Genomic DNA, 12,082 nt, shown 5'->3' with positions numbered 1-12,082 from the left:
GAAAGGTAGATTGGAAGGGTACACTCTTCGTAAAAAGGAGTTTCCTGATGGCTTTTGATTATGATTTGGATTTTGACAATATCGATTTCCGGAAAAATCCGGAGCTATACAGAGTTGGACGCGGCGAGCAAGGGGTGTTGCTTGTAGAACCTTATAAAGGTGAGATCCTTCCGCATTGGAGGTTCAAAACCCCGGATATCGCAAAAGAGTCTTCAGAGAAAATCTACAGTATGTTCCAGGACTATAAAGCGAAAGACGATTTTGTCGGCATGGATATGGCTCGGAAGTTCATCCAGATGGGATACACGAGATCACGAAGGTATGCCAACTACAAAGGTGGCAAAAAGTACGACGAGGAAGGCGAGATTCATGAGCGACAGATCGATGAGGAAAAGGCGGATTCTGCTCGTATTTTTGAGGAGAAATGGAAGGTCGTCCGCAATGACGATGAATATCTGAAGATGAAAAAGGAACATCAGAAGAAATATGGATGAGAAAAGCCGAATCTCAAATGAGGTTCGGCTTTTTGCTTTATTATCTACCGACATTAATTTCAAGCCGGTCTGTATTTTTCAGTTCGTTTACTGATTTCACACCAATTCCGAACATGGCGATTTTGCATTCAAGTTCGATTTGCTCCAGCACCTCTGATAAAAGTTCTTCAGATTCTACCGCAGATTGGAGGACCGAACGACCGAAACCGACAGCATCAGCTCCAAGTGCAATGGCTTTTGCGGCATCGAGCCCATTCCGTAAGCCCCCGCTCCCGATCAGTGTACATTCTGGAACTCGCGCACTGATTTCACGGATGCAACGGGTGGTCGGAATCCCCCATTCACGGAAGGTTTCAGCAGCCCGCCGCTTCATGGAGTCTGTTTTGTTCCTGTATTTTTCAACCTGACTCCATGTCGTACCACCTGCGCCAGCAACATCCACAAAGGAAATACCTATATCGTACATCTCTTTGGCGAGTTCACTGCTGATGCCCCATCCGACTTCTTTAATTCCTACTGGAACATCAAGCTCTTTACAAACCTGTTCAATCTTCGGCAATAACCCTTTGAAGTTCGTGTCGCCTTCGGGTTGGAATATTTCCTGCAAACTGTTCAGGTGTAATACGAGGGCATCCGCCTCAGCCAATTCCACGGCTTTTCTACATTGATCGATTCCGTAGCCATAGTTGAACTGGACAGCCCCTAGATTCGCGATGATCGGAATGGTTGGTGCATATTCACGGACATTGAAGGTGTACGCCGTTTCTTCATTTTCGATGGCAGACCGAATGGAACCTGTACCCATAGCCCAGCCTCTTTCCTCAGCCACAGCGGCAAGGGTTCGGTTGATTTTCCACGCAACCTCTGTACCTCCAGTCATCGAACTGATCAGGAAAGGGGTTTTCAGCGGTTTACTCAAGAATTCCGTTTCCAAACCAATCTCTGAAAAATCGATTTCAGGAAGGGCAAGGTGCCGGAATTGAAAATCGTCAAAGCCAGTCGTGACGGATTTGGCTGTCACTTCCTCGTTCAGTACGATGTCGATATGTTCCGATTTTCTTTTAGATGTTCGATTCTCTGTTGTCATCAGTAAACTCCTTTCACCTGATGAGATTTGTCCTCTTCGATGATTTTTTCAGCAACGAGTCTTCCACACAATGTTACGATGGGGGTTCCACCACCTGGGTGGGTCGTACCGCCTGCAAACCACAATCCTTCTATATCTTTTGAACGGTTGGAAGGGCGGAAGAAGGTCTGCTGAAATCCGTTAGAGGAGATTCCATAGATTGCGCCTCGATGCGCATACGTATCTTTTTGCAAATCGTCAGGTGTGTATGTAGAAAGAACCTCTGCCTTTTCTTTGATACCATCCAACCCAACCTGTTCGAGCTTGTCCAAGATCCGATTCCGATAAGCTGCAGTCGACTCTTCATTCCATTCCCATGACGGGGATAAATACGATGCATTTGCCAGAATAAAGAGGTTAGATGAACCCTCACTGGCGATATCCAAATCCGAATGACTCGAATTGCAAATATAGAGCGTCGGATCTTCAGGCGGTATCCTTTTATGAAAAATATCTTCAAATTCCTTCTCATATTGTTCCGGGAAGAAGACGTTATGATGCACAAGGTCAGGGTATTTTCTTTGTATCCCTACCAACGTCACAAAGCCGGATAAAGAAGGTTCGTATGATTCGATTTTCTTTTGTGTAAAAGACGGACGGTCTGCTTCATCGATCAAATGGTTGTATACAGTCAAGACATCACCATTGGCTACGACAGTGTCAACCTTGAAATTCCCTTGCGTCGTTTCAACAGCGACGACTTTTTTACCCTTGACCACAATACGTGTCGCTTCTGTATTTTTAAGTATAGTGACGCCTAATTCATTAGCGAGTTGTTCAAAAGCACGGACGATTGTATAGGTACCACCTTTCACCCCGAGGATCGTTCCTTCTTTTTCTAAGTGAGCCAGCATGGAAAAGATGGCAGGGGACTTGGAAGGGTCCGAACCTACATAGGTTGCGTAACGTCCGAACATCGCCAATGTATTCGGATGTTGAAAATGCTTCTTCAATAAAGATTGTAACGTAGTGAATGGTCGGATATTTGCAAAGCCTCTCATCAGTGCCGGATCCATCTTATCTTTCCAGGTAAGCAACAGGCGGTTCAAAAATTGCTCTTGCGCTGTCTCATACATTTTACCAGCATGTTGCATGAATGACTTATATGCTTTTGCATCTTCAGGACTGTATTGGGCGATTTGGTCTTCCATTTGCGCATCGTCAGGCACAAGATCTACGATGGATCCGTCTGAGAAAGTGTTCCGTGTGAGCGGCGTAATCGGATAAAATGTAAGATAATCTTCGATGTTCCGCCCAGCTGCTCTAAATACATCCGCAAAAGAAGAAGGCATCGTAATCGTACTTGGACCCAAGTCGAAGGTATAGCCTTTTTCTTTGTAGCTTTGCAGTTTACCACCTAAGGAAGGCTGCTTTTCAATTAATGTGACTTCGTAACCTGCACTGGCAAGGCGGATTGCTGAAGACAATCCACCGAGACCGCCACCTAGTACGATGACTTTCTTCATTGGTAGGTCCTTCCTTTCCATTCGTAACCTTGTTGAAATTGAGAAGCACGCCAAGAATCAATCCCTATCAGATTGACGAACAAGATGCTGAAAGGGAGGAGGAAGGCTAAATAAAGAGGTTGACCGTTCTTCCAATCAATGACGAGCTTGATGATCACCCCGAGAGAATAAGCGATCAGAGATGGCCAGAACCAGCTTGGCATCAGGATGGATCCAATCAGAGTGAGAAGGGGGAGTAGATAGGCGCAAGTATAGAAGGTCAAGACCCCTGCAAACAACCATGGATTATAGCCCATCCCTGGGTATAAGTTCTTTTTGTAGCCTTTCCACACCTGGGAGGCTCTATCGTACATGCGCATCGTCAGATCATTGTGTACATCAGCGAGCATGACTGGATCGCCTGCTTTTTTCACAGCGCGCCCCATACTCATATCATCGACAAGATCTTTCTTGAATGCAGCATGTCCTCCAATCTTCTTGTACGTATTCTTATGTATGAAAAGAAACGCGCCATGAGCGGCCACGAATTTCGGATCTTTCTTGTGTTGGACGAAACGGATCGGCAGATGACAAGCAATGGTGAACATCATCATCGGCACCACGAGTTTCTCAAGCCACGTATTCACTTCCTGGAACGGAAAACCGGAAATCAAGCCTTTCCGTTGATACATCGCTGTCGCAATCGCCTTTCCGAGTGTGCCTCGTTTCAAGCGGAGATCGGCATCCAAAAATAAAAACCATTCCCCGTTGGCTTGCTGCGCGAGCTGATGACAGGCATAAGACTTGCCCATCCAACCTTCTTCAAGCTCAACGCCCTGGATGAGTCTTACCCGTTGGTCACCCTCTGCTATTTCTTTTACGATTTCGCCTGTGCGGTCATCGGAACGATCGTCCAACACGCATACTTCAATTGGGTAAGCTTGTTCTTGCAATATGGATTCCAGACAAGCTTTGATGTTGCCTTCCTCGTTTCGTGCTGGAATCAAGATTGAAATGAGAGGAAAGTCGGTATCCAAATGGTTGTTTGGGAGTGGATTACCGAGTGTAGGAAGCTGGGAAACATTCCACATGACAAATAACAATTGGAAAAATAACAAAACGATTATGATTGTGAGAAAGGTAGCCATCTTTTCACTTCCTTCTGGAATGAATCAAAACGATCACTCGTCGATCGTCCGGGTTGAATCAATCCTTTCGTATCTTCATCGTACCAACGTCCAGAAACGACGAGCTCCTTATGTTCGTTAAGCTGTGATTCTAATATTTTCTGAAGTTCGAACGTGATTTCTTTCTTCGTGTACTCATTCCAATCCAATCGGACGTGTTCGCCGTATGTCATGGTCACATCCGGTTTCTGATGAACACCGAAGCTGTAGTACAAGGTTACAGGGATAACGGTTGTACTCGGCATCTTTTTCAAAAGATATGCAATGCCCGATTGAAAAGCCAGAGGCCGTGTCTCTAAATGATAGATGTCGCCTTGCGGAAAGATCCAAACACACTTGTTATGCTCAAGCAACTCGATACTGTACCGTAAGGATTGAAGGATGCCTCGTTTATTCGTTTTATCGATGGAATAGGCACCGATCTTTCGGAAGAAACGGTATTCTTTCATTTGTTTTTCATCCATCATCATGTAATGATCTTGTCCAGACAAGGTTTTAATGGAATGATAAACAATTAGCCCGTCCCACCAGGAACTGTGATTCATCATGTAGACAATCGGTGAGTTCTGGAATTGGTCGGGCGTACCTTTGACAGAAACCGTGTGAAAGTGTCTCTTCAATAGGTAATCACGATTGTATTTATGAAAAACGGTTTGAAATAAATGTCTTTTGTCGGCTTCGATCAAGTAGAATCCTCCCCTCCGCAACAAGTACGAGGACAACGGATAAGAAGAAGACGCCTGTCATCCCTTCCTTTAGACCGAGAAGTCCGAACATGAGCAACATCGCTTGGAAGAGGATCGTGCCCTTTCTACGTAGTCCTTCTGCCATCGGCTTCAATGGAAAAACGAGTGACAATAGGGCAGCAATCAAGAACCAACTAATGAAATTTTCGACCGGTATGCCGAAATAAGCGCTTTTTGATTCCCATATCCAGAAGCCCCGAGCATAGGCGACAGGATCCAGTACAAGGTCGAACAGAACGACCCAAATGCCAACTTCAATTGCACGGCTCCATTTCGAGTGTGTGTTGGAAATCAAGAGGGCATTGATCAATACGCCGACCCAGGCACAAGCGATCGCGAAGGGGACGCCGAAAGCTCCAATTCCCAGGATGGAACTATAGGCATACTGACCGAAAGGAATACCGGTCCATACCCCGACTGCTTCGATGGTGAACGTTATTGCACCAACGACTAGGGCGAGCGGTATCAATTTTTTATATTGTCCGGTATGTTCCTTTTCCAGTTTCAAGGCATAGATGGCGAAGAAGAAAAGGAAGAGCCCGTTTGAAAATTTTAGTGCGTCGGGTACGTGAAAGAAGAGCATAAGCACAAGTCCGATGGAATACCAGATCCAGAAGATGACGTTGATCATTTAAGACACCACATTGCTCACTTCAGGATTGCTCAATTGATACCGTTGATTCAATTGAAAGAAGATCTCCAGCTTCCGATCGTCCGATACGATTGCTCGCTTAGTGAATACCTCATACCGGTTTCGTTCTACTACATCCAAGATTTCCCCGTAAGCTACCGATGCTAATTCAATGCAGAACGCACTTCTTGATGGATAGTCATTCAGGTAGGCGAGTCCTTTCTTGAACCAGACGGAAGCGGTTTGACGCAGGTCTTCAAGCATCGCAATGAAATTCTCATTGATTTCATGATTGTGAAGCTGTGTTTCTTCATACCGATGCTTCTGCATCAGATCGAGTGGCAAGTATCGTTTGCCTAGCCTCAAATCCTCACCGATATCCCGGATGATGTTCACGATTTGCATCGCCTTACCTAAATAAATGCCGGATGTTCGGATTTTTTCGTCCGGATTGTCATGTAGTACAGGTAATAGCATTTCACCTACTGTTCCTGCTACATCGTAACAATAAGCCTCGAATTCATAAAACGTATCAATGCTCGTCCTCACATTGTCGTAGGCTTGTCCATCCATCTGATTATAAAAGGGTTGCTTCGTAATCGGGAATTCAGAGAACAACCAGCGAAGAGCTGGCCAAATGAAATGACCTGAAGCATTCTCAAGGTGGTCGAATGAATGTCTCAATTCCTCCAAAGTAAAAGGCGCTTCTTCAGGTTCATCCACCGAGTCATCAATCAATCTGCAAAAGGCATAGATGACAAATACGGCTTCTCGCCTGGGACTTTCAAGAAAACTGAAAGCATTGTAAAAAGTTGAGGAACCCTCCCTAATCATTTCTTCACATTCTCTGCTAAACTCTTCCATCATCACTCAGCTCCTTTAAAAGATAGTTTGCAAGAAGTCGGGCGCCTTGCATGACAATCGGGATACCACCGCCAGGATGTACGGACGCTCCTACGGCATAAAGATTTTCAACCGGGTAGGGAATCATCTGAGGTCGATACACACCGGATTGTTTCAAGATTGGTGCAAGTCCGAAACTCCCGCCTTCATACAAACCGTCTTGTTTTGATTCAAGGGGTGTTCTCACTTTCTTCCATGTAATGGAATCTCGTAAACCGGTAAACTTGAGACTTTCAGCCTTTTCAATCACCTGATCGACTAACCTTTGCGTTTCATACTCCCAATTGATGGCTCCAGCGGAGGGGACGGGAATGAGAAAATAGAACACGCTCTCCCCAGGTGGAGCGGCCTCTTCATCCAATTGAGTCGGCGAGAAAACATAGAAAGAGGGATCTTCAGGGATTTTGTTCCGCTCGAAAATGTCGGTCATGTTCGAGTGGAAATCCTCTGAAAGGAAAAATTGGTGAGCCGATGTTCCACTCCACCGCTTATTTGTTCCTAAGTAGACGGTCACACAGCCTGATGAAGGGGTATACGCTCTTGATTTCTTTTGGACCGGCGGCTCAGTTTGCATCATGGACTCCATATGAGGAATCTCACCGTTGAAGACGATCGCGTCATGCATTACCGGTTCTTTATTCGTACGAACACCTTTACAAATGCCATCATTGATCATGAGTTTTTCAACTCTTGTATTCTTGTGGATGGTCACACCACGTTTCGTTAATTCTTTTTCCAAAATAGGGACAAGGGAGGCGTATCCTCCTTTTAAATACCAGATTCCAAAAGCGTGTTCTGCAAAAGGAATCAGCGAATAGATGCCAGGAGATTGGTGTGGTGCTCCACCGATATATAAGGTTTGCAACGAAAACGCGTGCTGTAATCGTTCATCCTTGAAATATTTTTGTGTCAATCTTTTCACGCTTTTGAAAGCACTCAGTCTACTGAGTGTGAATAGATTCTTCATCGTGAAAAAGTCTCGTTTACGGATAAAAGACTTTTCTAGAAAAGCGGGCTTTCCTAAGTCATATGCGACCTGCATTTCCTTCATATACTTTGGGAAATTCTCTTCTTCACCCGGGAACACTTTACGTATTTCTTCGTACTGTTCATAAGTGTCCTGCCATTTTTTGAATGTGGTTCCATCGTTGTAATGGATATCGTACATCGGTGAACATGGTATGAGTTCGACTTTGGAACGATCAATGCCTGCTTCCTCTAGCACTTCCAAGAGCATATCCGGTAACAGGACAATTGTAGGTCCACGATCGATTTTGTGTCTCGCTCCTTCTTCAAAGGCGAGCCGCCCACCAAGGCGATCTTCCTTTTCATAGATGGTGATATCGAAACCTTTTTTGGTTAAGAGCAAGGCTGTCGTCATTGCTCCGATTCCGCCACCGACGATACCGATATTCATAAGGTCGAGTGCTCCTTTTTCTTCTCTGCTGTAGTTCCCATAGACATCGGTGCAGAGGTGTGTTGTTTCATCAATAATGCAGATGTGATTTTAGCAGACTCCAAAATGGTAGGAAGACCACTGCCAGGATGGGTGCCTCCTCCGACAATCCAACAATTCTTCACCTCTTCAAATTGATTATGAGGTCGAAACATCATCATTTGATCGAGGGAGTGTGCAAGGTTGAAGGTGGCGCCTTTGTACACATACATATCATCCTGCCAATCTTGTGGTGTAAGGATCTGTTCCAATTCGATATGCGCTTCGATGTCTGCCAATTCAGGTTCTTGCTTCAGCCGAGCAAGGATTTGATTCCGCACATCCGCTTTCGATTCATTCCAATCGATATCTGCAGATAAGTTAGGGGCAGGCATCAATATGTAAAGCGCTGTCTTCCCACCTGGTGCCAATGTTGGATCGGTCTTACCCGGATTGTGAACGTAAATGGATGGGTCTTCTGAAAGGACTTTTTGCTTCGTCATTTCATCCACATTCCTATGGTAGTCTTTTGCGAAAAGGATGCTATGATGTGGCATATCGACCTTTCGATCCAATCCCACGTACATCATGAAAGCGGAACAAGAGTACTTTTTCTTTTCAACCTTCGCTTTTGCATACTTTTTCAAAGTTCCTTCTGGGAAGAGAGTGGATGCTGCAAAAGCAAAGTCCGCATTGATGACGACTTCATCTGCAGAAACGGTAGATCCATCCTGGAGGACGACACCTTTTGCCTGTCGCTTTTCAATGATGATCTGGTCCACGCCGGTATTCGTGTGAATTTTACCGCCGTATTCTCGTATGACTTCTGCCATCGCTTCACATACTTGATTCACACCACCGATTGGATGCCATAAACCGTAGCGATGCTCAAGGTAGGATAGGATTGTAAACGTTCCTGGGCATTCCCACGGTGACATGCCGAGATATTTGGATTGAAATGAGAAAGCCCACTTGAGTTTTTCATCTGAAAAGTAGCGACCCAATCTGCCTGCCACGGTATCAGCTGCATGGATCTTTGGTAGCGCAGCGAACACATCCTTGGATAAGAGATCCGTCCATTTGGACAGTGGGCGTTGAAGAAGTTTGATGACGTGTTCGAACTTCTCTCCCTCTTTTTCCATGAACCGTATATAACCGTCCCCGTTACCTGGGAAAAGGTTCTCAATCTCTTGCTTCGTCCGTGACGGATCGGTCGACGGTGAAAATTTCTTTCCATCAAACCGGAGCTCGTATAATGGATCAAGTCTTTCCAGGGTGACATAATCATGGAAATCTCTTTGGACGGATTCAAACAACTCCTCCCACAAATGAGGCATCATAAGGAATGTAGCCCCTCTATCAAACTGGTAATCTCCCAGTGTAAGACGGGAAGTACGCCCTCCGATGAACGGTTGTTTTTCATAGATGGTTACGTCATATCCTTTACTCGACAGGATCATTCCCGCGGCCAATCCTCCGGGCCCTGCTCCTATAATCTGAATTTTATTCTGTTTGATGGTCCTCACCGCCTTTACATTCGTAGCTATTTAATAGCATTATAATCTTTGTATAAGGTTTGTACAACTATTTAATCTTTTGTTTGAGCTTTGTGTAATGTTTGTATAATATATGGTTAAATGATGTATAGAATATACTTGTTGATGAATCAGATCAAGATATACAAATCCTTATCAAAAGAAATGAGCGTGTGCTTATGTATAGTATTAAGGTCGCTTCCAGGAAAACAGGAATAGAACCTGTTACAATTCGCGCATGGGAAAGGCGTTACGGTGTGATTGAACCGAAAAGGACGGATGCGGGATTCCGTCTTTATACAGATGGGGATATCGCCGATTTGAAATGGTTGAAACACCAGGTTGAGGAAGAAGGTTTGTCGATCAGTCAAGCAGCAAAACAACTGAAACAACGAAAGCAAGAACTGTATACTGTCTCTACACAAAATATTGGAAAAACAACTGTCCATTTGAACGACAGTATTCCTGCTTTGAACGAGTTAGCTGAAAAGTTGCATCACGCGATTGATACTTTCGATGTGGAGCGTGCTGATCAACTTCTTGAAACCGGTTTTTCCATGTATCCTTTTGACGATTTATTCCATCATGTCCTTACTCCACTGATGCATCGTATCGGAGATGAGTGGGAGGAAGGAACGTTCAGTGTCGCCCAAGAACATTTCGCCAGTCACTTGTTCCGTCAACGGTTATATCAATTTTTCAAAGTGTTTTCGACGAATCCGAATTTACCAAACGCCCTCGCGTTATGTCCACCAGGTGAAAACCATGAGATTGGTTTACTGTTGTTTTCTTTATTCTTAAAAAGAAAAGGTGTCGGCGTCATTTACCTCGGAGCTAACACACCGACACAAGGTTTAGAGAAGATCATCGTCGAAAATGACATCCATATTGTCTTCTTTTCTTTGACTCGATCGGAAAATACGGACGCATTGAAGAATCTGATTCTTCAATTGGCAGAGCAGTTTCCAGAATTGAATATCGTCCTTGGTGGTCAAGGCGTGCCTTCAGATGACGAAGTTTTACAGCGTTATCATCTGAAGGATCAGCCTGCCGATTGGGAAACGTGGTTTGGTCAATTAAGCATCTTCAAGAATTAAATCAGCTGTCAATTGACCAGACAGCGTCACCATTGGAACACCTCCGCCAGGATGTGTACTTCCTCCGACGAAATAGAGGTTCTTCAGAAGATTACTACGTGCCGGAACCTTGAATCCACCGTTCACTTTTCGGTCCGTTACCACACCATAAATCGAACCACCATTTGAACCATACAACCTCTCCAAGTCATCCGGGATGAATTCATATTGGAATTCGATATGGTTTTCGATGTCTTCCAGTCCCATTCTTTCAAGCTTTCTTAAAACGGTTTGACGATACGTTTCACGGAAGGTTTCCCAGCTTTCTCCTTCTTTCAATGGGGGAACGTGGGTCAGGATGAATAAGTTATCTTTGCCTTCCGGTGCTTGGCTCATATCAGACTTGGATGAAACACCTATATAGACCGTCGGATCATCTGCCGGCACTTTTTCATCGAAGATCTGTCTGAATTCTTTTTCAGGATCCTTGGAAAAGAAGAAATTATGGTGCAACAACTGATCGTATTGTTTATCAATTCCGAGAAGCATGACGAGACCAGAAACGGTCGGTTCGTACTTGTTGAGTTCCTTCAATTCTTTATTCGATTTCTTATGTTGGGAAAGAAGGGAACGATGAGCTGGTATCGCTTCTAAGTTGGAGACGACGATGTCTGCCGGGATTTCTTCTCCGTTTTCGAGACGGATACCGGTGGCTTTTTTGCGCTTGTAGGTGATATCGTCAATCTTCGCATTCGTATGGATTGGAACTTCCAACTCATCTAATAGCCTGACCATTGCATTTGCAATCTGGTACATACCGCCTTCGACATAATATATGCCTAATCCGAGTTGAACATGGACAAGCTGGGAGAGTACCGCTGGCGCATGATAAGGTGAAGAACCGATATACATGATGAAAAAGTCGAGCAACTGTTGTAAGTGGGGATCTTTTATGTAGGACCGAGTTTTCTCATGCATGGACTTCATAGGATCCATCTGTAACAAATCTTTGAAACTATGGAGCTTTCTAAGATCGCTTAAGCCAGATAGACTTTTGCCGTAGAAGCTTTTCATGCTGAGCTCATACATCTTAGTGCAATATTGAAGGTATTCCAGGAAATCTGAGGCTTCTGTGTTCGTTTTTTGTTTGATTTCGTTGAGCCAAGATGATAAGTCTGCAGATACATCAATGGTCTTACCATCTTCAAAAAATGTCCGCCATTGTGGATCTAGCTTTTTCAATTTCACATAATCATTCAGGTTTCGACCTGCACTTTCAAACAATTGTTCGAGAACCCATGGCATCGTCAAAATCGAGGGTCCTGTGTCAAAGGTGAACCCGTTTCCAGCTCGTTGATTCAGCTTACCTCCAACACGTTCATTCTTTTCGAATACTTCAACGTCATATCCATCTGCCTTTAAACGGATCGCTGCTGACAATCCGCCAAGACCTCCGCCAATGATTACTGCTTTTTTTGCCAAATCCAGTCCTCCTTTGTTAGGT

General features: G+C 44.6%; 11 protein-coding genes. 2 read left to right on the top strand and 9 right to left on the bottom strand.

The window, feature by feature from the left end:
- The first annotated feature begins 47 nt into the window (after positions 1-47).
- Positions 48-494 (top strand): DUF4385 domain-containing protein, encoded by a 447-nt coding sequence (locus tag ACSVDE_RS12520; RefSeq protein WP_439301221.1) that lies wholly within the window; start codon positions 48-50, stop codon positions 492-494.
- A 40-nt stretch (positions 495-534) separates the two neighbouring features.
- Here ACSVDE_RS12520 and fni read toward each other — a convergent pair whose 3' ends face one another.
- Genes fni through ACSVDE_RS12480 form a run of 8 tightly spaced genes read right to left on the bottom strand, consistent with a single transcriptional unit; the run spans position 535 to position 9,493 of the window.
- Positions 535-1,581, bottom strand: a complete 1,047-nt coding sequence (gene fni, locus ACSVDE_RS12515; RefSeq protein ID WP_439301220.1) for a type 2 isopentenyl-diphosphate Delta-isomerase — start codon at positions 1,579-1,581, stop codon at positions 535-537.
- Complete coding sequence (locus tag ACSVDE_RS12510) at positions 1,581-3,086, bottom strand: phytoene desaturase family protein (protein ID WP_439301219.1); 1,506 nt, start codon at positions 3,084-3,086, stop codon at positions 1,581-1,583. The genes fni and ACSVDE_RS12510 overlap by 1 nt, the downstream gene beginning before the upstream one ends.
- Positions 3,083-4,213, bottom strand: a complete 1,131-nt coding sequence (locus ACSVDE_RS12505) for a glycosyltransferase (protein ID WP_439301218.1) — start codon at positions 4,211-4,213, stop codon at positions 3,083-3,085. The genes ACSVDE_RS12510 and ACSVDE_RS12505 overlap by 4 nt, the downstream gene beginning before the upstream one ends.
- Positions 4,189-4,938 carry a lysophospholipid acyltransferase family protein gene (locus ACSVDE_RS12500; protein ID WP_439301217.1) on the bottom strand — a complete coding sequence of 250 codons (750 nt, stop codon included), beginning with the start codon at positions 4,936-4,938 and terminating at the stop codon, positions 4,189-4,191. The genes ACSVDE_RS12505 and ACSVDE_RS12500 overlap by 25 nt, the downstream gene beginning before the upstream one ends.
- On the bottom strand, positions 4,892-5,629 hold the full coding sequence (locus tag ACSVDE_RS12495) for a carotenoid biosynthesis protein (RefSeq protein WP_439301216.1): 738 nt from the start codon (positions 5,627-5,629) through the stop codon (positions 4,892-4,894). The genes ACSVDE_RS12500 and ACSVDE_RS12495 overlap by 47 nt, the downstream gene beginning before the upstream one ends.
- On the bottom strand, positions 5,630-6,496 hold the full coding sequence (locus tag ACSVDE_RS12490) for a phytoene/squalene synthase family protein (protein ID WP_439301215.1): 867 nt from the start codon (positions 6,494-6,496) through the stop codon (positions 5,630-5,632).
- Positions 6,480-7,949 carry a phytoene desaturase family protein gene (locus ACSVDE_RS12485; RefSeq protein WP_439301214.1) on the bottom strand — a complete coding sequence of 490 codons (1,470 nt, stop codon included), beginning with the start codon at positions 7,947-7,949 and terminating at the stop codon, positions 6,480-6,482. The genes ACSVDE_RS12490 and ACSVDE_RS12485 overlap by 17 nt, the downstream gene beginning before the upstream one ends.
- Positions 7,946-9,493, bottom strand: coding sequence for a phytoene desaturase family protein (locus ACSVDE_RS12480; RefSeq protein ID WP_439301213.1), 1,548 nt, complete (start codon positions 9,491-9,493; stop codon positions 7,946-7,948). The genes ACSVDE_RS12485 and ACSVDE_RS12480 overlap by 4 nt, the downstream gene beginning before the upstream one ends.
- Before the next feature lie 188 nt (positions 9,494-9,681).
- Between ACSVDE_RS12480 and ACSVDE_RS12475 the strand changes: the two genes are divergently transcribed.
- Complete coding sequence (locus tag ACSVDE_RS12475; protein WP_439301212.1) at positions 9,682-10,599, top strand: MerR family transcriptional regulator; 918 nt, start codon at positions 9,682-9,684, stop codon at positions 10,597-10,599.
- On the opposite strand, the gene ACSVDE_RS12470 is transcribed toward ACSVDE_RS12475, so the two are convergent.
- Positions 10,579-12,060, bottom strand: a complete 1,482-nt coding sequence (locus ACSVDE_RS12470; protein WP_439301211.1) for a phytoene desaturase family protein — start codon at positions 12,058-12,060, stop codon at positions 10,579-10,581. The genes ACSVDE_RS12475 and ACSVDE_RS12470 overlap by 21 nt on opposite strands.
- Positions 12,061-12,082 lie beyond the last annotated feature (22 nt).

It is taken from the genome of Pseudalkalibacillus sp. Hm43 (assembly GCF_051842935.1).
In the GTDB taxonomy this organism is placed as follows: domain Bacteria; phylum Bacillota; class Bacilli; order Bacillales; family Fictibacillaceae; genus Pseudalkalibacillus.
Note: the sequence above shows the minus strand (reverse complement) of the source record. Positions and strands in the feature narration are given on the sequence as shown.

Bases quoted from the DNA above. Each gene is read 5' to 3' on its own strand.
- fni (WP_439301220.1), bottom strand. From the start codon at position 1,581: ATGACAACAGAGAATCGAACATCTAAAAGAAAATCGGAACATATCGAC.
- ACSVDE_RS12490 (WP_439301215.1), bottom strand. From the start codon at position 6,496: ATGATGGAAGAGTTTAGCAGAGAATGTGAAGAAATGATTAGGGAGGGT.
- ACSVDE_RS12510 (WP_439301219.1), bottom strand. From the start codon at position 3,086: ATGAAGAAAGTCATCGTACTAGGTGGCGGTCTCGGTGGATTGTCTTCA.
- ACSVDE_RS12520 (WP_439301221.1), top strand. From the start codon at position 48: ATGGCTTTTGATTATGATTTGGATTTTGACAATATCGATTTCCGGAAA.
- ACSVDE_RS12475 (WP_439301212.1), top strand. From the start codon at position 9,682: ATGTATAGTATTAAGGTCGCTTCCAGGAAAACAGGAATAGAACCTGTT.
- ACSVDE_RS12505 (WP_439301218.1), bottom strand. From the start codon at position 4,213: ATGGCTACCTTTCTCACAATCATAATCGTTTTGTTATTTTTCCAATTG.
- ACSVDE_RS12495 (WP_439301216.1), bottom strand. From the start codon at position 5,629: ATGATCAACGTCATCTTCTGGATCTGGTATTCCATCGGACTTGTGCTT.
- ACSVDE_RS12485 (WP_439301214.1), bottom strand. From the start codon at position 7,949: ATGAATATCGGTATCGTCGGTGGCGGAATCGGAGCAATGACGACAGCC.